20 protein-coding genes, 6 tRNA genes and 2 other RNA genes are annotated in these 22,192 nt (G+C 53.6%); 1 reads left to right on the forward strand and 27 read right to left on the reverse strand.

Translation table 11 applies throughout. The features are described from left to right. Window positions 1-2 precede the first annotated feature (2 nt). The 27 genes from ACZ3HG_RS12810 to sdhC form a co-directional block, all read right to left on the reverse strand. Window positions 3-78: transfer RNA gene (locus tag ACZ3HG_RS12810), tRNA-Lys, on the reverse strand. A gap of 4 nt (window positions 79-82) precedes the next feature. After that, window positions 83-158: transfer RNA gene (locus ACZ3HG_RS12815), tRNA-Val, on the reverse strand. A 30-nt stretch (window positions 159-188) separates the two neighbouring features. Next, a tRNA-Lys gene (locus tag ACZ3HG_RS12820) sits at window positions 189-264 on the reverse strand. A 43-nt stretch (window positions 265-307) separates the two neighbouring features. Further along, window positions 308-421: non-coding RNA, RtT sRNA (locus ACZ3HG_RS12825), on the reverse strand. A gap of 12 nt (window positions 422-433) precedes the next feature. Continuing rightward, a non-coding RNA gene (locus tag ACZ3HG_RS12830) (RtT sRNA) lies at window positions 434-547 on the reverse strand. Window positions 548-559: 12 nt separating this feature from the next. Then, a tRNA-Lys gene (locus ACZ3HG_RS12835) sits at window positions 560-635 on the reverse strand. Between the two features lie 4 nt (window positions 636-639). Then, a tRNA-Val gene (locus ACZ3HG_RS12840) sits at window positions 640-715 on the reverse strand. A 30-nt stretch (window positions 716-745) separates the two neighbouring features. After that, window positions 746-821 (reverse strand) — tRNA-Lys (locus tag ACZ3HG_RS12845). 164 nt (window positions 822-985) lie between these two features. Beyond that, window positions 986-1,789: a cell division protein CpoB gene (gene cpoB, locus ACZ3HG_RS12850; RefSeq protein ID WP_191933447.1), complete on the reverse strand. Its 804-nt coding sequence runs from the start codon at window positions 1,787-1,789 to the stop codon at window positions 986-988. 9 nt (window positions 1,790-1,798) lie between these two features. Next, window positions 1,799-2,317, reverse strand: a complete 519-nt coding sequence (pal, locus tag ACZ3HG_RS12855) for a peptidoglycan-associated lipoprotein Pal (protein WP_062748485.1) — start codon at window positions 2,315-2,317, stop codon at window positions 1,799-1,801. A 44-nt stretch (window positions 2,318-2,361) separates the two neighbouring features. Beyond that, on the reverse strand, window positions 2,362-3,654 hold the full coding sequence (gene tolB, locus ACZ3HG_RS12860; RefSeq protein ID WP_191933448.1) for a Tol-Pal system beta propeller repeat protein TolB: 1,293 nt from the start codon (window positions 3,652-3,654) through the stop codon (window positions 2,362-2,364). A 109-nt stretch (window positions 3,655-3,763) separates the two neighbouring features. After that, complete coding sequence (gene tolA / locus ACZ3HG_RS12865) at window positions 3,764-4,996, reverse strand: cell envelope integrity protein TolA (protein WP_465332987.1); 1,233 nt, start codon at window positions 4,994-4,996, stop codon at window positions 3,764-3,766. Window positions 4,997-5,025: 29 nt separating this feature from the next. Continuing rightward, complete coding sequence (gene tolR / locus ACZ3HG_RS12870) at window positions 5,026-5,454, reverse strand: colicin uptake protein TolR (RefSeq protein WP_062748479.1); 429 nt, start codon at window positions 5,452-5,454, stop codon at window positions 5,026-5,028. Window positions 5,455-5,467: 13 nt separating this feature from the next. Then, window positions 5,468-6,145, reverse strand: a complete 678-nt coding sequence (gene tolQ, locus ACZ3HG_RS12875) for a Tol-Pal system protein TolQ (protein WP_171148735.1) — start codon at window positions 6,143-6,145, stop codon at window positions 5,468-5,470. Window positions 6,146-6,150: 5 nt separating this feature from the next. After that, the gene (ybgC, locus tag ACZ3HG_RS12880; protein ID WP_405260043.1) at window positions 6,151-6,555 is read right to left on the reverse strand and encodes a tol-pal system-associated acyl-CoA thioesterase; all 405 of its coding nucleotides are present in this window, start codon (window positions 6,553-6,555) and stop codon (window positions 6,151-6,153) included. A gap of 247 nt (window positions 6,556-6,802) precedes the next feature. Further along, window positions 6,803-7,099: a cyd operon protein YbgE gene (ybgE, locus tag ACZ3HG_RS12885; protein ID WP_465332988.1), complete on the reverse strand. Its 297-nt coding sequence runs from the start codon at window positions 7,097-7,099 to the stop codon at window positions 6,803-6,805. Further along, window positions 7,099-7,212, reverse strand: coding sequence for a cytochrome bd-I oxidase subunit CydX (gene cydX / locus ACZ3HG_RS12890; protein WP_062748470.1), 114 nt, complete (start codon window positions 7,210-7,212; stop codon window positions 7,099-7,101). Before cydX ends, ybgE begins: the two co-directional genes overlap by 1 nt. A 15-nt stretch (window positions 7,213-7,227) precedes the next feature. After that, entirely contained in the window at window positions 7,228-8,367 is a 1,140-nt protein-coding gene (gene cydB, locus ACZ3HG_RS12895; RefSeq protein ID WP_191933452.1) for a cytochrome d ubiquinol oxidase subunit II, read from the reverse strand. Between the two features lie 15 nt (window positions 8,368-8,382). Further along, window positions 8,383-9,951: a cytochrome ubiquinol oxidase subunit I gene (cydA, locus tag ACZ3HG_RS12900; protein ID WP_191933453.1), complete on the reverse strand. Its 1,569-nt coding sequence runs from the start codon at window positions 9,949-9,951 to the stop codon at window positions 8,383-8,385. Between the two features lie 630 nt (window positions 9,952-10,581). Continuing rightward, the gene (gene sucD, locus ACZ3HG_RS12905) at window positions 10,582-11,454 is read right to left on the reverse strand and encodes a succinate--CoA ligase subunit alpha (protein WP_062748464.1); all 873 of its coding nucleotides are present in this window, start codon (window positions 11,452-11,454) and stop codon (window positions 10,582-10,584) included. Continuing rightward, complete coding sequence (gene sucC, locus ACZ3HG_RS12910) at window positions 11,454-12,620, reverse strand: ADP-forming succinate--CoA ligase subunit beta (protein WP_062748462.1); 1,167 nt, start codon at window positions 12,618-12,620, stop codon at window positions 11,454-11,456. Before sucC ends, sucD begins: the two co-directional genes overlap by 1 nt. 91 nt (window positions 12,621-12,711) lie before the next feature. Continuing rightward, window positions 12,712-13,932 (reverse strand): 2-oxoglutarate dehydrogenase complex dihydrolipoyllysine-residue succinyltransferase, encoded by a 1,221-nt coding sequence (gene odhB / locus ACZ3HG_RS12915; protein WP_191933454.1) that lies wholly within the window; start codon window positions 13,930-13,932, stop codon window positions 12,712-12,714. A 13-nt stretch (window positions 13,933-13,945) separates the two neighbouring features. Continuing rightward, window positions 13,946-16,753: a 2-oxoglutarate dehydrogenase E1 component gene (gene sucA, locus ACZ3HG_RS12920; RefSeq protein WP_191933455.1), complete on the reverse strand. Its 2,808-nt coding sequence runs from the start codon at window positions 16,751-16,753 to the stop codon at window positions 13,946-13,948. A gap of 232 nt (window positions 16,754-16,985) precedes the next feature. Beyond that, on the reverse strand, window positions 16,986-17,702 hold the full coding sequence (locus tag ACZ3HG_RS12925; protein WP_191933456.1) for a succinate dehydrogenase iron-sulfur subunit: 717 nt from the start codon (window positions 17,700-17,702) through the stop codon (window positions 16,986-16,988). 15 nt (window positions 17,703-17,717) lie between these two features. Then, window positions 17,718-19,484, reverse strand: coding sequence for a succinate dehydrogenase flavoprotein subunit (gene sdhA / locus ACZ3HG_RS12930; protein ID WP_191933457.1), 1,767 nt, complete (start codon window positions 19,482-19,484; stop codon window positions 17,718-17,720). Continuing rightward, window positions 19,484-19,831 (reverse strand): succinate dehydrogenase membrane anchor subunit, encoded by a 348-nt coding sequence (gene sdhD / locus ACZ3HG_RS12935; protein ID WP_062748452.1) that lies wholly within the window; start codon window positions 19,829-19,831, stop codon window positions 19,484-19,486. The genes sdhA and sdhD overlap by 1 nt, the downstream gene beginning before the upstream one ends. After that, entirely contained in the window at window positions 19,825-20,214 is a 390-nt protein-coding gene (sdhC, locus tag ACZ3HG_RS12940) for a succinate dehydrogenase cytochrome b556 subunit (protein ID WP_191933458.1), read from the reverse strand. The genes sdhD and sdhC overlap by 7 nt, the downstream gene beginning before the upstream one ends. Window positions 20,215-20,842: 628 nt before the next feature. On the opposite strand from sdhC, the gene ACZ3HG_RS12945 reads away from it, so the two are divergent. Continuing rightward, window positions 20,843-22,123 carry a citrate synthase gene (locus ACZ3HG_RS12945; RefSeq protein ID WP_191933459.1) on the forward strand — a complete coding sequence of 427 codons (1,281 nt, stop codon included), beginning with the start codon at window positions 20,843-20,845 and terminating at the stop codon, window positions 22,121-22,123. Window positions 22,124-22,192: the final 69 nt, after the last annotated feature.

A 22,192-nucleotide genomic window follows, 5' to 3' on the forward strand; every position in this document is an offset into this window, starting at 1 on the left:
ATTGGTGGGTCGTGCAGGATTCGAACCTGCGACCAATTGATTAAAAGTCAACTGCTCTACCAACTGAGCTAACGACCCGATATGGTGGGTGATGACGGGCTCGAACCGCCGACCCCCTCCGTGTAAAGGAGATGCTCTACCAACTGAGCTAATCACCCATATCGAAACTTTAAAGCAAAACGTATTAGTGGTGGGTCGTGCAGGGCTCGAACCTGCGACCAATTGATTAAAAGTCAACTGCTCTACCAACTGAGCTAACGACCCGCAATACGGTAAATCTGGACTTTTTTCACTGACTGACTTGAAGTGGTGGGTCGTGCAGGATGACTTCGCCCTTCGGGCCGTTGCTAAAGCAACGTTGTCTCGCTTTCGCTCGACTCGAACCTTTTACGGTTCTCATCCTTCACGGTTTGCACCGCTTACTACTTTGAAGTGGTGGGTCGTGCAGGATGACTTCGCCCTTCGGGCCGTTGCTAAAGCAACGTTGTCTCGCTTTCGCTCGACTCGAACCTTTTACGGTTCTCATCCTTCACGGTTTGCACCGCTTACTACTTTGAAGTGGTGGGTCGTGCAGGATTCGAACCTGCGACCAATTGATTAAAAGTCAACTGCTCTACCAACTGAGCTAACGACCCGATATGGTGGGTGATGACGGGCTCGAACCGCCGACCCCCTCCGTGTAAAGGAGATGCTCTACCAACTGAGCTAATCACCCATATCGAAACTTCAAAGCAAAACGTAATAGTGGTGGGTCGTGCAGGGCTCGAACCTGCGACCAATTGATTAAAAGTCAACTGCTCTACCAACTGAGCTAACGACCCACTTTTGTGCTGCTGGCGTCTCTTAACATATCCCCCGGCAACGGCGGCATATATTACTGATTTGAATTTCCAGCGCAACCACTATTTCAGGATAAGTTGTTCAACTGCTTAGGTTTCACGCGGTAAGACCAGAATTCAGGCTAAAAGAGAGCAAAAGTCGTCAGTTACAGTGCTGCTGAACGCTTCTGTGCCTGTTTCGCGGCGTCACTGTTTGGGTACAGTTTTACCACCTGCTGATAGACCGCTTTGGCTTTCGCCTTGTCACCTTTTTCCTGCATGATCACCCCAACCTTCAACAGCGCATCAGCACTCTTGGGAGATTTCGGGTAATTTTTGACAACCGTGGCGAAATAGTAAGCCGCATCGTCTTTTTTGCCTTTGTTGTAATTCAACTGACCAAGCCAGTAATTCGCATTAGGCTGGAAAGTGGAATCCGGGTATTTCTTCACAAAAGCCTGAAACGCTGCGATAGCCTGATCGTACTGTTTCTTCTCCAGTACCAGCGCCACGGCGGCATTATAGTCAGTATTCGCATCGCCACTCTGGGTAGGTGCAGCGGCAGCAGCAGGTGCCGCCGCTGCATTACTGCCATCAGAGGAGGTCCCGGCGGCTGCCGCACCGGCACCTGACGCTGCCGCGGCACCGGCGTTTGCACCACCGCTGCTCAGCGCATCAATCTGCTGATAAAGTCCTTTCTGACGTTCCACGACCTGATTCAGCTGATAGCTATTTTCCTGAATTTGACCACGAAGTGAGTCAATATCATTTTGCGTTTCGGAAAGTTGCTGCTGAAGTTGCTGGAGGAGTTGCGCCTGAGCATTAGAAATACGCTCAAGCGTAGTGACACGGTCTTCGACCGAGCCGGAGCCAACGTTACTGATTGTTGCCTGGGCATTAGCGGCCCAGGGGGCCGCTACGCCAACCAGTAACGACAGACTCAACAGGTGAGTTCTGAAGCTACTAATCATGTGATTCTCTTAGTAAACCAGTACTGCACGACGGTTTTTAGCATACGCTGATTCGTCGTGACCCAGTACGGCAGGTTTTTCTTTACCGTAAGAAACGATAGAGATCTGGTCAGCAGAAACGCCTTTACCCTGCAGGTACATTTTCACTGCTGAAGCACGACGTTCGCCCAGGGCGATGTTGTACTCAGGTGTACCGCGCTCATCCGCATGACCTTCAACAGTCACTTTGTATGATGGGTTGCTACGCAGGAAGTTAGCGTGAGCATCCAGCATCTGAGCGAAGTCAGACGCGATGTCATACTTGTCCAGACCGAAGTAGACGATGTTGTTTTTCTGCAGTTCTTGCATCTGCAGACGTGCCTGCTCATCAGAAGACATGTTACCGCTGTTCATGCCGCTGTTAGAACCGTCACCCATGCCCATACCGTTGGTCTGGTCATTGTTGTTGTTCTTGTGAGAGCTACATGCCGCCACTGCGATTACTGGCAGTGCCAGCATTAAGCCTTTCAGCACTTTGTTCAGTTGCATTATTTAATTCCTATTATAGTTTGCCATACATATTTACACATGCATCACAGATACGGCGACCAGGCAGGAAATTTGACCTGTCCATCGGTTGCCGGAAGACGCGCTTTGAAACGCCCATCCGTCGAAACCAACTGCAATACGGAACCCATACCCTGAGTAGAGCTGTAGATTACCATTGTGCCGTTAGGTGCGAGACTTGGCGTCTCATCCAGGAACGTGTCCGTTAATTGTTGAACGGCTCCCGTTACCAGATCTTGTCGGGCGACGTGTTGAGCGCCACCGTTGGTGCTGATCATCACCATTGATTTGCCATCAGAGCTCACGTCGGCGTCCTGGTTCTGAGAACCTTCCCAGGTAATACGCTGGGCTGTGCCACCGCTGGCGCTGATTTTGTAGATTTGTGGACGACCGGCCTGGTCGGAGGTATAAGCCAGGCTCTGGCTGTCCGGGAACCAGGTCGGTTCAGTGCTGTTATAACGGCCGTCGGTGACCTGATTAATCTGGCCAGACGCCAGGTTCATCACGTACAGGTTCAGGCTACCGGTTTTCGATAACGCAAACGCCAGTTTGCTACCGTCCGGAGAGAAGGCTGGCGCACCGTTGTGACGTGGGAAAGAAGCGACCTGACGGATCGCACCGTTAGCCAGCGTCTGGATAACCAGAGCAGACTTACCGCTTTCAAACGTAACGTAAGCCACTTTGCTGCCGTCTGGAGACCAGGCCGGTGACATCAGTGGCTGTGGTGAGCGGTGGACCACGAACTGGTTGTAGCCATCATAATCCGACACGCGAAGCTCATACGGGAACTGGCCACCGTTGGTCTGGACGACGTAAGCAATGCGGGTGCGGAATGCGCCTTTAATCCCGGTCAGTTTTTCAAAGCTTTCGTCACTGGCCGTATGCGCCGCATAACGCAGCCACTGCTTGGTCACTTTAAACTGATTCTGCGCCAGCACCGCGCCCGGATTACCGGAGGTGTCGACGAGCTGGTAAGAAACCATATAGCTACCGTCAGCGCCTGGTTGTACCTGGCCTACAACAACGGCATCAATACCCAGCGCGGTCCATGCAGCAGGCTGCACTTCTGCAGCAGAGGTCGGCTGCTGGGGTAAACGTGAACGATCGATTGGGTTAAATTTACCGCTGTTGCGCAAGTCGGCAGCAACGATGCCACCGATGTCTTCCGGCGCTGCACCCGGGCCATCCCACTTAAACGGCACAACGCCGATTGGACGAGCCGTATTCACACCCTGAGTGATTTCAATGCGAACTTCTGCATGCGCTACCGCGACAAACAGCATTAAAAAACTCAGCGCTACACGAAATGCCTGCTTCATTCTTTCTCCCTTATCCGGGCATAGCACCCACGATAATTAGCCTTGTATCAAGAAACCTAAGAGTACGGCATGAATAACATAGTTCAACATGCCGCTTATTATCGAATTCTTACAGTTTAAACCCGACTGTCGCTTCTTTCACCGCCTGCCAGACGTCCTGGCTTGGCGGTTTCGGGATTTTCGCCGTGCGTGCAGCACTTAATGCAGCCTGACAAAGCGCAGCATCGCCACCCGCCGTTGTCGCTGAAATCAGCAACCCGTCCGGTGCCAGTTTAATACGGATATCGCAGGTCTGTCCGGCGTACGTATCCGCGCTATACAGTTTACTCTGTATCGCGCCTTTTACCTGGCCAAGATAGCTGTCAATTGCCGCACCGGATGCGCCCGACTTTTTCTGCGTTCCCTGCCCTGCGGCACCGCCGCCACCGGCAGCATTACCGGATTTCGGCGCGTTTTTACCGGAGGTCAGATCGCCCAACAGATCGCCAACGTCACCTGACTCTTTTGCGGCTTCTGCGGCAGCTTTCTTCTTCGCTGCGGCATCGGCTTTCGCTTTTGCCGCTGCCTCGGCTTTGGCTTTCGCTGCGGCTTCCGCTTTTTCTTTCGCTGCGGCTGCGGCTTTCTCTTTGGCTTCTTCTGCCGCTTTTTCTTTCGCTTCAGCCGCCGCCTGCGCTTTGGCTTCCTGAGCCGCTTTCGCATCAGCACTGGCTTTTGCTTTCGCCTCTGCCGCCGCTTTCACTTTTGCGGCTTCGGCTGCGGCCTGTTTCGCTTCTGCCTCAGCTTCTTTTTTTGCGTCAGCAGCGGCTTTTTTCGCCTCTTCTGCTGCTTTCTTCTGGGCGTCAGCGGCGGACTTCGCCTGAGCATCAGCCTGCGCTTTTGCATCGGCTTTTGCTTTTGCTGCTGCGGCTTCCGCCTGCTTCTGCTCCTGCTGCGCCTGCTTCGCCGCATCCGCAGCCTGTTTCTGCTCGCTGGCCTGTTCCGCAGCCTGCTGTTTGGCCTCTTCCTGCGCCTGCAGACGCTCTTTTTCAATCTGTTTCAGTCGTTGCTGTTCAGCAGCCTGCTTCTGCTGCAGTTCTTCCGCCTGCTGTTTAGCCTGCTTCTGACGCTGCTGCTCGGCGCGTTTACTGTCGCTCTGCTGATTTTGCTGACGATTGTACTGCTCCACGACCGCGCCAGGATCGACCATGACTGCATCTATATCGCTACCGCCACCGCCGCCGCTGGCGTCGATGTTTTCGTCAAACGAGCTCCATATCAGCACCGCCACCAGAATAATGTGGAAAATGACTGATATTGTTATCGCACGTTTTAACTTTTCGTCTTGCTCGGTTGCCTTCGACACTCTCGGTTCCCAAAAACGGTTCGAATGAATTAAATCGGCTGCGTCATTAATCCGACAGACTTCACGCCTGCCTGATGCAGCAAGTTCAGCGCCTTGATGATTTCCTCGTAAGGAACCTCTTTGGCTCCGCCAATCAGGAACACCGTTTTCGGGTTAGCCGTAATGCGACGCTGCGCTTCGGCCACCACCTGTTCCGCTGGCAGCTGCTCCATCCGATCGTGATCGACCACCAGGCTGTACTGCCCGACACCGGCCACTTCAACAATCACAGGTGGATTATCATCGCTGGAGACGGTTTTAGAATCTGTAGCGTCCGGGAGATCAACTTCCACGCTCTGAGTGATGATTGGCGCCGTTGCCATGAAAATCAGCAGCAGCACCAGCAGCACGTCCAGTAATGGAACAATATTGATCTCGGACTTCACGTCGCGGCGACCGCGACCACGCCTTCTGGCCATGCTAACCTCCGACTTACTTGCTTACGTCGCTTGAGAACGCCTGACGATGCAGGATAGCCGTGAACTCTTCCATGAAGTTGTCGTAGTTCTGCTCCAGCTTGTTCACACGCTGGGTCAGGCGGTTATAGGCCATAACCGCAGGAATTGCCGCGAACAGACCGATTGCGGTGGCAATCAGTGCTTCAGCAATACCAGGTGCCACCATCTGCAAGGTGGCCTGCTTCACCGCACCCAGCGCGATAAAGGCATGCATGATCCCCCACACCGTACCAAACAGACCGATATAAGGACTGATGGATCCTACGGTGCCAAGGAAGGGAATATGGTTTTCCAGCGCTTCCAGCTCACGGTTCATGGAAATGCGCATCGCACGCGTCGCGCCCTCCACCACCGCTTCCGGGGCGTGGTTGTTCGCACGATGCAGGCGGGCAAACTCTTTGAATCCCGCATAGAAAATCTGCTCAGAACCGCCCAGTTCATCGCGACGGGCCTGGCTTTCCTGATAGAGACGAGACAGTTCGATACCGGACCAGAACTTATCTTCAAAGGCGTCGGCATCACGCGTGGCCGCATTCAGAATGCGGGTACGCTGAATGATCACAGCCCACGAGGCGATAGAAAATCCGATCAAAATCAACATGATAAGTTTGACCAGAAGGCTCGCCTTCAGGAACAAATCAAGAATGTTCATGTCAGTCACTGCTTGAACTCCGCGACAATAGACTTGGGAAGCGCTATCGGCTTCATTAGATGTGGATTGATGCAGGCGATCAGGACCTCTGCTTCATTGAGCACACGGCCTTCTGCATTAACGATGCGTTGTGCGAATGTCATGGTCGTTCTGGTCATGCCAATAACCTCGCATTGCACTTCGAGCATATCGTCGAGGCGTGCAGCTGCAAGGTAATCAACCGTGATACGGCGCACCACAAAGGCGACCTGCTGTTCCAGCAGAACCTGTTGGTTGAAATGGCGCTGACGCAGCATTTCAGTTCGTGCCCGTTCATAAAAAGCGACATAGCTGGCGTGATAAACCACACCACCGGCATCGGTATCTTCGTAATAGACACGCACCGGCCATCGAAACAGCGTTGTACTCACTCTACATCCCGGTAATGCTAACGTTGGTACAGGAAAACGTTGCTACTATACGCAAGACCTAACACATTGGGAATGGGTTGCCACAGGCTGATGAAAATAATTATTGCACAGTAACAACTTCACTAATTTCAGCACATTTGTTAGACAGTGATTGACGTAAACGTAGCTAAAAAAAGGTTAAAGGACAATATCAGTGTGGAAGGGAATAAGGGAAAAACAGCGGGCCAGAACAATCTGGCCTGCTGCATTATGACAGGAAGAAAAAACCGATCCCACTCAGCAGGATCAGTATCGCCGGGAGCGGTGAGAAAAAGCCGCACCAGCGTAAACGGCGCGGGCGGAACCCGACACCGTGGATCACGCCAGCACAGACCGCCCACATCAGCAGCAAACCCTGCCAGATAGCCAGCTCACTGCTGTTGGCCGCAAAGCGTGACGGGTTCCAGAACATACACCCGGCCAGCACCAGCGCGGCCACCAGGGAAAGAACCCGCAACGCGTTCTTATCCATCAGTTGATAGAGACGCGCGATGCCCTCCCCCATTACAGTTTCTCTTTACTCGCGGCCGACGCTTCCGCTTGCTCTAAGGCCAGCGCGGTAATGATACCGAAGGCACAGGCCAGCAGCGTGCCGAGAATCCAGGCAAAATACCACATGATGTCGCTCCTTCTTTAGTAAAGAGAATTGCTGTTACTTTCAATCTGTTCTTTGGTCACGCGACCGAACATTTTGTAGTAACACCAGGTTGTGTAAGCCAGGATAATGGGCACGAAAATAATCGCGGCCACCGTCATCACTTTCAGCGTCAATAGCGTCGAGGTGGCATCCCACATCGTCAGGCTCACGTCAGGTACCGTGCTTGATGGCATGACAAATGGGAACATGGCAACACCGGCGGTCAGGATCACGCAGGCCACCGTAAGCGACGAGAAGATAAACGCCCACGCGCCTTTTTCCAGCCGTGAGCACAGGATGGTCAGCAAAGGCAGAACCACACCCAGTGCAGGGATAGCCCAGAGGATCGGGTTCTGTTGGAAGTTCACCATCCAGGCACCAGCCTGCTGGCTGACTTCTTTCACCAGTGGGTTCGACGGGCCGTTATGATCCAGTACCGACGTGATGACGTAGCCATCAATGCCGTAAATCACCCAGACACCGGCAAGCACAAAGCCAACCATCATCACCAGCGCACAGATCTGCGCGGCAATGCGGGCGCGCAGATGCAGTTCACCTACGGTACGCATCTGCAGGTAGGTTGCTCCCTGCGTGAGGAACATCATCAGGCTGACGATACCTGCCAGCAGACCAAACGGATTCAGCAGCTGGAAGAAATTACCGGTATAAAACAGGCGCAGGTCGGTATCCATATGGAACGGAACGCCCTGGAGCAGATTGCCAAACGCCACCCCAATGACCAGCGGTGGCACAAAGCTACCGATAAAAATCGCCCAGTCCCACATGCCACGCCAGCGTGGATCTTCAATTTTCGAACGGTAGTCAAAGCCGACCGGACGGAAGAACAGGGAGGCCAGTACCAGAATCATCGCCACGTAGAAACCCGAGAAGGCGGCGGCGTAGACGGTTGGCCAGGCAGCAAACAACGCACCACCGGCGGTAATCAGCCAGACCTGGTTGCCATCCCAGTGCGGTGCGATGCTGTTGATCATGACCCGACGTTCGGTATCACTGCGACCCAGGATGCGTGACAGCATCCCGACCCCCATATCAAAGCCATCAGTGATGGCAAATCCGATACACAGAACGCCAATCAACAGCCACCAGATAAAGCGCATTAGTTCATAAGTTAACATTTGTGGGCTCCTGTTTTATCGTACCGGCTGCGTGGCGATGCTAGATTGCTCATAGTGATAGCGTCCGGTCTTCAGGCTGCTGGGCCCCAGGCGGGCGAACTTGAACATCAGGTACATTTCAGCCACCAGGAACAGCGTGTACAGGCCACAAATCAGCCCCATTGAGAACAGCAGATCGCCGACGGTCAGGGATGAGTTGGCCACTGCGGTAGGCAGCACTTCACCGATGGCCCAGGGTTGACGGCCGTACTCGGCCACAAACCAGCCTGATTCAATCGCAATCCACGGTAGCGGGATACCATACAGCGCACATTTCAACAGCAGTGGCCACTTACCGATGCGGTTACGTATCACCGTCCAGAATGACAGACCAATAATCAGCAACATCAGCACGCCACAGGCGACCATAATACGGAAGGAGAAATAGAGCGGAGCCACGCTTGGAATCGAGTCTTTCGTTGCCTGCTGGATCTGCGCTTCACTGGCGTCGGCTACGTTCGGGGTATAGCGTTTCAACAGTAAGCCATAACCGAGGTCCTGTTTAGTCGCATTAAACGCAGTGCGCACAGCCGGGTCAGTATTACCGGTGCGCAGCTCCTGCAGCAGCTCGTATGCTTTCATCCCGTTACGGATGCGCACTTCATGCTGCTCCATCAGCTCTTTCAGACCGGTAACCTGCTTGTCAACGGAACGGGTGGCGATCAGGCCAAGCGCCCAGGGGATCTGGATAGCATAATGGTTCTTCTGTGCTTCCTGGTCCGGGATACCGAACAGAGTAAAGGCGGCCGGTGCCGGCTGTGTTTCCCACTCGGCTTCGATTGCGGCCAGTTTCGTTTTCTGCACGTCACCAATTTCGTAACCGGATTCATCACCCAGCACAATCACCGACAGGATCGCTGCCATACCAAAGCTGGCTGCAATCGCGAAGGAACGCTTAGCAAAGGCGACGTCACGTCCGCGCAGCAGATAGTAAGCGCTGATACCCAGAATGAACATCGCGCCACAGGTATAACCTGCCGCAACGGTATGCACGAACTTCACCTGGGCTACCGGGTTCAGAACCAGCTCGGAGAAGCTGACCATCTCCATGCGCATGGTTTCAAAATTAAACTCGGAGGCGACCGGGTTTTGCATCCAGCCGTTGGCGACCAGAATCCACAGTGCGGAGAGGTTGGAACCGAGCGCCACCAGCCAGGTCACGGCCATGTGCTGCACTTTGCCAAGACGATCCCAGCCAAAGAAGAACAGACCGACGAACGTTGACTCCAGGAAGAATGCCATTAATCCTTCAATGGCCAGCGGGGCACCGAAGATATCACCCACATAGTGCGAGTAGTAAGACCAGTTTGTGCCGAACTGAAACTCCATAGTCAGCCCGGTTGCCACGCCCAGAGCAAAGTTAATACCAAATAACTTGCCCCAAAACTTGGTCATATCTTTATAGATTTGTTTACCTGACAGTACGTAGACCGTTTCCATAATAGCCAGTAAAAACGCCATACCCAGCGTTAATGGCACAAACAGGAAATGGTACATAGCAGTCAAAGCAAACTGTAATCGCGACAGTTCGACAATATCAAACATTTTGACTCCTTGCTCCGCAAGTGGGTTCCGACAGAAAATTATCCGAGTTAACGACTCAGAATTACCTGGAGACATCCCAATAAATAATAAAAACTTAATCCCGAAAAATGGTCCCTGAGAGACAGAAAAGCACCTCAGCCCGGTCATCTGAGGGGCCAGTAACCGCCATGGAAGATCCAGAACGACATCCCGACGCTTATAATACGCCTTTATACACACAGGTTTAAAGGGGTTTTGTGACGGTCGTATTATTTTTAGCAGGGAGTATCAATTTTCAGTAAAACAGGGGGGACAACCTGAATTTGATGTAGCGCAATTTAAACCAAAAGTGCACAAACACTCCAGTAATATACCCAACAAATAAGTCGTCTTTTCTTGATCTAAATTAATATTTAGATCTCATCCTTTGTGGTAGCAATTCTCTTTTGTTAAATATTTGTATGTGTTATTACAATGAAAGTTAAAACATATAATCAATCAATAAATAAATTAACGTTAAATAACACCTGCGATATTTAATAATAATTTAACGCAAATTTTCTTCATCAGTTTTGAGTGGGCCATCGGCAAAAAAAAGCCACCCGAAGGTGGCCTTTATTGCTCATTCCGTACAGCGACTGGCTACGTTACTTACTGAGGCAGTACCGCTTTCACGGCTTCACCGATGTCAGCCAGGCTGCGAACAGTTTTCACACCTGCCGCTTCCAGCGCAGCAAATTTCTCATCTGCAGTACCTTTGCCGCCAGCGATAATCGCACCGGCGTGGCCCATACGTTTGCCTTTAGGCGCAGTCACGCCCGCAATGTAACCCACTACCGGCTTGGTCACATACTCTTTGATAAACGCAGCCGCTTCTTCTTCTGCGCTACCGCCGATTTCACCGATCATCACAATGGCTTCGGTCTGCGGGTCATCCTGGAACAGCTTCAAGATGTCGATAAAGTTTGAACCCGGGATCGGGTCACCGCCAATGCCGACGCAGGTAGACTGGCCGTAACCGATATCCGTGGTCTGCTTAACCGCTTCATAAGTCAGCGTACCGGAACGTGAAACGATACCGATACGGCCCGGCTGGTGAATGTGGCCAGGCATGATGCCGATCTTACAGGCGCCCGGCGTAATCACACCCGGACAGTTTGGACCAATCATGCGTACGCCAGCTTCATCCAGCTTCACTTTCACTGTCAGCATATCCAGCGTCGGAATACCTTCAGTGATGGTGATGATCAGTTTGATACCGGCTTCAATCGCTTCCAGGATGCCGTCTTTACAGAACGGAGCTGGTACATAGATCACCGAAGCTGTCGCTCCGGTGGCTTCTACCGCTTCGCGTACGGTGTTGAATACGGGCAGGCCCAGATGTTCCGTTCCGCCTTTGCCTGGGGTGACGCCGCCAACCAGCTGCGTGCCGTAGGCTAAAGCCTGCTCGGAGTGGAAGGTACCCTGACCACCGGTGAAGCCCTGGCAGATAACTTTGGTGTTTTTATCAATCAGAATAGACATTATTTCCCCTCCGCTGCGGCAACAACACGGTGCGCCGCATCGCTCAGGCTGGTTGCTGCAATAATATTCAGGCCGCTGTCTGCCAGTTTTTTGGCACCCAACTCGGCATTGTTTCCTTCCAGACGCACGACCACCGGTACGTTAACGCCCACTTCTTCTACTGCACCGATGATGCCGTCGGCAATCAGATCGCAACGTACGATACCGCCAAAGATGTTAACGAATACCGCTTTCACCGCGTCGTCAGACAGAATGATTTTAAAGGCTTCGGTAACACGCTCTTTCGTGGCACCGCCACCAACATCAAGGAAGTTAGCCGGCTGGCCACCGCTCAGTTTCACGATGTCCATGGTGCCCATCGCCAGACCGGCCCCATTGACCATGCAGCCGATGTTCCCTTCCAGCGCCACGTAGTTCAGTTCCCACTGTGCAGCATGAGCTTCACGGGAGTCTTCCTGGCTTGGATCGCGCATTTCGCGCAACTCAGGCTGGCGGAACAGGGCGTTGCCATCTGCCGTCAGTTTACCGTCCAGGCAGACCAGGTCGCCCTGCTTGGTGATCACCAGCGGGTTAATCTCAACCAGTGCCAGGTCGCGCTCCAGGAACAGCGTCGCCAGCCCCATAAAGATCTTGGTGAACTGGCCAACCTGCTTACCGGTCAGACCCAGTTTAAACGCCAGCTCACGGCCCTGGTAAGGCTGCGGCCCGGTCAGGGGATCCAGCGCCATTTTGTGGATCAGGTGCGGGGTTTCTTCCGCCACTTTTTCAATTTCCACGCCGCCTTCGGTTGACGCCATAAAGACGACACGACGGGTGCCACGGTCAACCACCGCGCCCAGGTAGAGTTCCTGGTCAATATCGGTAGCAGACTCGACCAGAATCTGGTTAACCGGCTGGCCATGTGCGTCAGTCTGATAGGTCACCAGACGCTTGCCCAGCCAGTTCTCAGCAAAAGCACGGATCTCTTCTTTGCTGTTAACCACTTTCACGCCGCCCGCTTTACCGCGGCCACCGGCATGAACCTGACATTTCACTACCCACGGGCCGGCACCAATCTTAGAGGCGGCTTCTTCTGCTTCGCGTGGCGTGGTGCAGGCATAACCGGTTGGTGCCGGTAAACCATACCGTGCAAACAACTGTTTTGCCTGATATTCGTGTAAGTTCATGATGTTCTATCCATTCAGGTCTGAAAAGATTTAGCTGCCAGAGGCGGCTACTCATAGGGTTGAGCACGGCGTGACCGCCGTGCTCAGGGCGTTAGACATCCAGCAGCAGACGCGCCGGATCTTCCAGCAGCTCTTTGATCGCCACCAGATAGCCTACAGATTCGCGACCGTCAATCAGACGGTGATCGTAAGAGAGGGCCAGATACATCATTGGCTGGATAACGACCTGTCCATTAACCGCCATCGGACGATCTTTGATCGCATGCATCCCCAGGATCGCGCTCTGCGGTGGGTTGATGATCGGGGTAGACATCAGAGAACCAAACACACCACCGTTGGTGATCGTGAAGTTACCACCGGTCAGTTCGTCAACGGTCAGCTTGCCGTCACGTCCTTTCACCGCCAGCTCTTTAATCTTCTTCTCGATATCAGCCATGCTCAGGGCATCCACATCTTTCAATACCGGAGTCACCAGGCCGCGTGGCGTGGAAACCGCGATACTGACGTCGAAGTAGTTGTGGTAAACCACTTCTTCGCCATCAATCGATGCGTTGACTTCCGGGTAGCGTTTCAGCGCTTCTACTACCGCTTTGATGTAGAAGGACATAAAGCCCAGACGCACACCGTGACGTTTCTCGAAGGCATCACCGTACTGCTTACGCAGTGCCATGATTGGCTGCATGTTGACCTCGTTAAAGGTCGTCAGCATTGCCGTGCTGTTTTTGGCTTCCAGCAGACGTTCAGCCACACGCTTACGCAGGCGCGTCATCGGCACACGCTTCTCACTACGGTTACCCAGCGATGGGGCCGCTGCAGCCGCAGGGGCCGCTTTGGTCTCTGCCGCTTTCGCCGGTGCTTTGGCCAGATGTTTTTCAACATCTTCACGGGTCAGACGGCCGCCAACACCGGTGCCTTTAATGGCTGCCGCGTCGAGGTTATGCTCCGCAATCAGACGACGGATCGCCGGGCTCAGGGCATCATTACTTTCTTCTTCCAGGGAGGCGCTCTGGCGCTGTGCCGGAGTAGACTCATTGGCTTCAGCTTTAGCAGAGGTTTCTTTGCCGCCGCTGTTACCCTCTTTCAGACGACCCAGCGCCTGACGGGAAACGACGGTTGCGCCCTCTTCTTCCAGGATCGCTTCCAGTACACCATCCGTGGAAGCCGGGACTTCCAGGATCACTTTATCGGTTTCAATTTCCACCAGCACTTCGTCACGCTTGACGCTGTCGCCAGGTTTTTTGTGCCAGGTTGCTACGGTGGCATCAGCCACGGACTCAGGCAGGTCAGGAACAACGATATCTACGCTACTCATTCTTTTTCCTTAATTATTCAACGTTCAGCGCGTCATTAACCAGATCTTGCTGCTGCTGCTGGTGAACGGACATATAGCCAACTGCCGGGGATGCGGATGCAGGACGGCCGGCATAACGTAATGAAGCCCCAAACGGCACGACTTCGCGGAAGTGGTGCTGGCTGCAATACCATGCACCCTGGTTCAGGGGTTCTTCCTGACACCAGACAAAATCATGCACGTGAGAATACTGCTGCAGCACATCCTGCACCGCTTTATGCGGGAACGGATACAGCTGCTCAATGCGCACGATAGCAACGTCGGTTTGTTCATTTTTACGACGTTTATCCAGCAGATCGTAGTAGACCTTACCGGAACAGAGCACGACGCGTTTGACCCCTTGCGGATCGAGATCGTCGATCTCTCCAATCGCAGGCTGGAACGCCCCGCTTGCCAGCTCTTCTAATGAAGATACGGCCTGTGGATGACGTAACAGTGACTTCGGTGACATCACCACCAGCGGACGACGCATACCGCGCAGCGCCTGACGACGCAGCATGTGGTAGACCTGTGCCGGCGTCGAAGGGACGCAGACCTGCATGTTCTGCTCGGCGCAGAGTTGCAGATAACGCTCCAGACGTGCTGATGAGTGCTCAGGGCCCTGACCTTCGTAGCCGTGCGGCAGCAGCATTACCAGGCCGCACATACGGCCCCATTTCTGCTCGCCGGAGCTAATGAACTGGTCAATCACTACCTGCGCGCCGTTAGCAAAGTCACCAAACTGCGCTTCCCAGATGGTCAGGGTACGCGGTTCTGCCGTGGCATAGCCGTATTCAAATGCCAGTACCGCTTCTTCCGACAGGACGGAGTCCCAGACCTTGAAGGTGCCCTGACCATTGTGCACGTGCTGCAGTGGGGTATAGGTTGAACCGTTCGCCTGGTTATGGATAACGGCATGGCGATGGAAGAAGGTGCCGCGCCCCATATCCTCACCGGAAAGACGGCATGGGATGCCCTCATCCACCAGCGTGGCGTAAGCCAGATTCTCTGCAGCGCCCCAGTCAAACGGTTTATTACCGGCAGCCATTTCAGCGCGATCGTTGTAAATCTTCGCCACACGAGACTGCATTTCGACAGATTCCGGTACCGTGCTGATGCGTTTTGCCAGTTCCTGCAAGCGCTTCAGTTCGATAGATTCCGGATAACCTTCATCCCAGTCGTGGTTCAGATACGGTGACCAGGTGAATGAGTGCAGGCTCATTGGACGCCACTCCGGCACCACACATTCACCGGCATCCAGCGCATCACGGTAAAGGTTGACCATTTCCGTGGCATCTTCCAGGCTGGCGACCTGTTCGGCTTCCAGCTTGTCAGCATACAGTTTACGCGGCGTTGGGTGTTTCTTGATTTTCTGGTACATCACAGGCTGCGTAGCGCTTGGCTCATCCGCTTCGTTATGGCCGTGACGGCGATAACAGACCAGGTCAATAAACACGTCGCGTTTAAAGGTGTTACGGAAATCCAACGCCAGGCGGGTCACAAAGGCAACCGCTTCCGGATCGTCCGCATTAACGTGGAAGATCGGGGCCAGCACCATTTTGCCAATGTCAGTACAGTACTGTGTTGAACGCGCATCTTTAGGGTTCGAGGTGGTAAAGCCGATCTGGTTATTGATCACGATACGCACGGTACCGCCCACTTCATAACCACGCGCCTGAGACATGTTCAGGGTTTCCTGCACCACGCCCTGGCCAATAACCGCAGCATCACCATGGATGGTGATCGGCAAGACTTTGTTACTGGCAGGTTCATCCAGACGGTCAAGACGGGCACGCACTGACCCCATTACTACCGGGCTGACAATTTCAAGATGTGATGGGTTAAACGCCAGCGCCAGGTGAACCATGCCGCCTTCCGTTTCCACATCCGATGAGAAGCCCATGTGGTACTTCACATCGCCGGTGCCGAGGTGTTCTTTATGCTTACCAGCGAACTCGTCAAACAGGTCCTGCGGTTTTTTCCCCAGCACGTTGATCAGCACGTTAAGACGGCCACGGTGTGCCATTCCCAGCACCACTTCGCGCGTACCGCTCTTACCGGCATGACGGATCATCTCGTTCAGCATCGGCACCAGCGCATCACCACCTTCCAGTGAGAAACGTTTTGCCCCGGGGAATTTTGCCCCAAGGTAGCGCTCCAGACCTTCTGCTGCGGTCAATTGCTTGAGGAAACCCTTTTTCTCTTCAACAGAGTAAGAAGCCTGCCCCACCGCCGATTCCAGACGCTGTTGGATCCAGCGTTTTTCTTCGGTATTGGTGATGTGCATATATTCCGCACCGATCGAACCGCAGTAGGTTTGCTGCAGAGCGGCAAACAGATCCGCCAGCTTCAGGGTATCTTTGCCAATCGCAAAGGAACCCACATTGAAACTTTCCTGGAAATCGGCTTCGCTCAGGCCATGATAGGCCGGGTCGAGATCGGGCACCGCTTCCTGCTTCCACAAGCCTAACGGATCGAGGTTTGCCTGCTGATGCCCGCGAAAACGGAAGGCGTTGATCAGCTGCAGTACCTTGACCTGTTTGGCATTGGTTTCAGGATCGCTAACGGAGGCGGTATAGCGCGATGCGTCTTTCGCCAGGCGGCGGAAGTACTCGCGTGTGGTGGAGTGGAATTGCTCAGGTCTAACCCCAGTGCCAGGAAGCTCTTGGAAAAGAGATTTCCAGGCCACATCAACAGAGTCAGGATCGGTTAAGAAGTCCTCATAGAGCTGTTCTATGTAGGACTGGTTCGCGCCGGCCAGCCAGGAGGAGTCCAGCCAGGGTTTCATCGCGCTGTTCTGCATTGTGATCCCTTAAGCATATTTGTGCTTTTTTTTTCGCCGTGGTTGTTTAATGGAACCTTTGCAAGTCCCGCGCCGCGTTAACGGCTTACCGTGGTACGGTTCTTCGTTACGAGCGACCGGCCCGTAAGGGAACCTTTGCAAAGGGTTTCCGGCAACATCGCTCTGCCGAAAACACCTTACAAAGATGACCTGGTAAAAACGCCGGGAACCCTCAGGCTCCCGGACATCGGTATTATGCGCCCCGCTGCAGCAGCATCGACTTAATGTGGCCGATAGCGCGCGTTGGGTTCAGCCCTTTCGGACATACGCTCACACAGTTCATGATGCTGTGACAGCGGAATACGCTGAAAGCGTCATTCAGATCGTCGAGGCGCGCGTCGGTTTCCGTATCGCGGCTGTCAATCAGGAAGCGGTAAGCCGCAAGCAGGCCTGCCGGACCGATAAACTTGTCCGGATTCCACCAGAATGACGGGCATGAGGTGGAGCAGCAGGCACAGAGGATACACTCGTACAGACCATCCAGTTTTTCACGCTGTTCCGGTTCCTGAAGGTGCTCTCTGGCTGGCGGTTTTTGCCCATTATTCAAGAGGTAAGGCTTGATCTTCTCATACTGAGCATAGAACTGGCCCATGTCCACCACCAAATCGCGGATCACCGGTAAACCGGGCAGCGGGCGGATGACAATTTTCTGTTTACCGTTCCCCAGCGCAGAGACCGGAGTAATACAGGCAAGACCGTTCTTTCCGTTCATGTTCAGGCCGTCAGAGCCACATACGCCCTCACGGCAGGAGCGGCGAAACGCTAACGTCGGGTCTTTCTCTTTCAGACGCATCAGCGCGTCCAGCAGCATCATGTCACGGCCGTCTTCCGACTCCAGCGTGTATTCCTGCATACGCGGAGCATCATCGACTTCCGGGTTGTAACGATAGATGGAAAATTCGAGTCTCATGTTTATCTCCGCAAACTAGTAAGTACGTGCTTTCGGCGGGAAGGCCGCACGCAGTTTCGGCTGCATGTTCACCTCACGGCGCGTCATGCTTTCACTCTGCGGCAGATACACGCTGTGACATAACCAGTTTGCATCGTCACGTTCAGGATAGTCGAAACGGCTGTGAGCTCCACGGCTCTCGGTACGGAAGTTAGCGGCAACGGCAGTGGCGTACGCCGTTTCCATCAGGTTGTCCAGTTCGAGGCACTCAATACGCTGCGTATTGAAGTCCGGTGAACGATCGTCGAGACGGGCGTTTTTCAGACGTTCACGCAACACTTTCAGCTCGGCCAGACCTTTCGCCATAGCATCACCTTCGCGGAATACCGAGAAGTTATGCTGCATGCAGGTCTGCAGGGCTTTACGCAATTCAGCCGGATCTTCACCCGTCACATTATTGTTCCAGCGGTTCAGACGCGCCAGCGAAGCCTCGATCTCTTCTTCGGTGGCGTCACGCAGCGCTCCCTGCTCGTTAATCGACTCCTGCAAATGCAGGCCCGCCGCACGACCAAATACTACCAGGTCAAGCAGCGAGTTACCGCCCAGGCGGTTGGAACCGTGAACAGATACGCAGGCAATTTCACCGACGGCAAACAGGCCAGGCACCACAGTATCCTGCCCCTGCTCGTTAACGGTCAACGCCTGACCGGTCACCCGCGTTGGGATCCCCCCCATCATATAGTGGCAGGTTGGGATTACCGGAATCGGCTCTTTCACCGGGTCAACGTGGGCAAAGGTACGTGACAGCTCAAGAATACCCGGCAGGCGGGACTCCAGCACGTCTTTACCCAGGTGATCCAGTTTCAGTTTGATATGCGGACCCCACGGGCCTTCGCAGCCACGACCTTCACGGATCTCAATCATCATTGAACGGGCGACAACATCGCGGCCAGCCAGATCTTTAGCATTGGGCGCGTAACGCTCCATGAAGCGTTCACCGTGCTTGTTCAGCAGATATCCGCCTTCGCCACGACACCCTTCAGTGACCAGCACACCCGCACCGGCAATTCCGGTTGGGTGGAACTGCCACATTTCCATATCCTGCACCGGAACACCCGCACGCAGCGCCATACCCACACCGTCACCGGTGCAAATATGGGCGTTGGTGGTCGACTGATAAATACGGCCGGCTCCACCCGTCGCCAGCACCGTGGCTCGCGCTTTAAAGTAGACCACTTCACCATCTTCAATGTTCAGCGCGGTACAGCCGACGATGGCACCATCGGCATTTTTTACCAGGTCCAGTGCATACCATTCGGAGAAGATCGTGGTTTTGTTCTTCAGGTTCTGCTGATAGAGCGTATGCAGCAGCGCGTGCCCGGTACGGTCAGCCGCGGCCGCCGTTCGTGCCGCCTGCTCGCCGCCGAAGTTTTTCGACTGGCCACCGAACGGACGCTGATAGATGCGACCATCTTCCAGACGGGAGAATGGCAGCCCCATATGCTCTAATTCGGTCACCGCTTCCGGACCGGTTTTACACATATACTCAATGGCGTCCTGGTCACCGATATAGTCGGAACCTTTCACCGTGTCATACATGTGCCATTCCCAGTTATCGTCGTGGGTATTGCCCAGTGCGACAGTGATACCGCCCTGCGCAGACACGGTATGGGAACGGGTTGGGAAAACTTTAGACAACAGGGCACAGGTCTGGCCCGATTGGGAAATCTGTAGGGCGGCGCGCATACCCGCGCCGCCAGCGCCGATGACCACGGCGTCAAATTCTCTGACTGGCAAACTCATTACACACCCCACACTACGACAGTTCCATAAATTGCATACACTAACAGTGCGACCACGATCACCAGCTGCAGCATCATGCGCAGCGCCAGCGGTTTAATGTAGTCTGTCAGTACCTGCCACATCCCAATCCAGCCGTGCACCAGAATGGAGAACAGCGTCAGAAGGGTGAATACTTTCGTAAAGGAAGATGAGAAGAATCCGCGCCAGATGTCATAGGTCAGGGTCCCTGACATCACGATAAAGCCGAGGAGATAGATCACATAGAGGGTCATCACCATAGCGGCAGCACGCAGCAACAGCCAGTCATGGATGCCGTTGCGACCCAGTGCAGAAGCGTTGCTTACCATACGAGGACTCCAGCCAGAATTGAGAGCACGACAGTGATACCGAACGCAATTTGCGCTGAAAACTTACCCGCTTCTAAGGTTTCGCCGAGGAAGCCAAAGTCCATCATCATATGGCGAATACCGCCAGCGATATGGTACGCCAGTGCGGTTAAGATGCCCCACATGATAAATTTGGCGATAAAGCTATCCATGACAGCGGCAGCCTGAAGGAAGCCTTCGGGAGAGGAGAGCGACAGACCCAGTAACCAGAGCAGAATCCCGATCGACACGAAGGTGATCACGCCGGATACGCGGTGGAGAATGGACGCAATTGCGGTTAAGGGAAACCGGATCGTACTGAGATCCAAATTGACAGGTCTTTGTTTTTTCACGATTTTGCCCACACAGCCTTTCTTATTTTGCTTCCTCCGGTCCTGAAGGCGGGTCAGACAGCGTTAATAAGGCAAGCATTCGCGCCAGGCACCAAAACTACAACGTCCAGTGTCAAAAACGACGCGTATGAAACGCTGGGTGGCTCCTACTGCAGGGTATTTCCGGAGACCTGGCCGCAGTATAGGGGGTTCACAAACTCATTACAATTCCCCTACAAACTCTTTGGTCACATTTCGGCGGAACAGTGATCATCCTCACGATTTTCATATTTCATACATTTTTAATTATCTGATTTGACAAAAGTTCAACATTCTTGTTACAAACGGACGGATAAAAGTTCTATGATGCACAAAAGTTATGGGGATACACTTTCCCCTAAGCACAAGTTATGTAACATTGGTTGGGATTACCCATAAAGCATCAGGTTTTGACGCTAACACAAGTCATCACCAGACCGGATCTTTACACAACCATGTTCGCATCAGGATGATGTCATCCCGGCCAGCACGCGCCCGTCACTCTGTACCCTGCACGTAAAAAGATGCCACAGAGTTGATGACCTTCTGCGCCAGGCACAAGGCTGGGGAAGATATTTCCCGGTGATAAAGATCCCTAAATAAGGCGCTAAGGAGACTGTAAATGGCTGATAAAAAAGCAACGCTAACCCTGGATGGCGAAGATCCAATCGAGCTTGATGTACTGAAAGGTACATTGGGTCAGGAAGAGATTGACGTCCGTAATCTGGGTTCTAAAGGGTATTTCACCTTTGACCCTGGCTTTACTTCTACTGCGTCCTGCGAATCGAAAATTACCTATATCGATGGTGATGAAGGCATTCTGCTGCACCGGGGTTTCCCGATTGACCAGTTGGCATTGCACTCAAACTATCTGGAAGTTTGTTACATTTTGTTGAACGGTGAAGCACCAACAGCAAAAGAGTTTGAAGAATTCAAAACCACGGTGACACGTCATACCATGCTGCACGAGCAGATCCATCATCTGTTCCGTGGCTTCCGCCGTGATTCGCATCCGATGGCCGTTATGTGCGGTGTGACCGGTGCGCTGGCCGCATTTTACCATGATGCGATGGACGTCAACATTGAACGTCACCGTGAAATCGCGGCTTTCCGTCTGCTGTCTAAAATGCCGACGATGGCGGCCATGTGCTACAAATACTCTATCGGCCAGCCGTTTGCATACCCGCGCAACGATCTTTCCTATGCCGGTAACTTCCTGCATATGATGTTCTCCACCCCTTGCGAAGAGTATGTGGTGAACCCGGTGCTGGAACGTGCGATGGACCGTATCCTGATCCTGCATGCTGATCATGAGCAGAACGCCTCGACCTCAACCGTCCGTACCGCTGGCTCCTCTGGCGCTAACCCGTTCGCCTGTATTGCTGCCGGTATCGCTTCTCTGTGGGGGCCTGCCCACGGTGGTGCAAACGAAGCCTGTCTGCGGATGCTGGAAGAGATCAGCACCGTCGAACACATTCCTGAGTTCCTGCGCCGCGCGAAAGACAAAAACGATTCATTCCGTCTGATGGGCTTTGGCCACCGCGTTTACAAGAACTACGATCCCCGTGCCACGGTGATGCGTGAAACCTGCCACGAAGTACTGAAAGAGCTGGGCATGAAAGATGACCTGCTGGAAGTGGCCATGGAGCTGGAGCATATTGCGCTGAACGACCCGTACTTCATTGAGCGTAAACTCTATCCGAACGTTGACTTCTATTCCGGTATCATATTGAAAGCGATGGGTATTCCATCGTCCATGTTTACCGTGATCTTTGCGATGGCACGTACCGTTGGCTGGATTGCACACTGGAAAGAAATGCATGATGACGGCGTAAAAATTGCGCGTCCTCGCCAGTTGTACACGGGTTATGACCAGCGTGATTTCAGCTCTAAAATTAAGTAACAGTGAGCGGGGGGGCTGCTGAAGGCCGTCCCGTAGTGACAGAGAACATTAACGTAAGGGCCGATCGCT

It is taken from the genome of Erwinia sp. PME.40.26/001 (assembly GCF_055556675.1).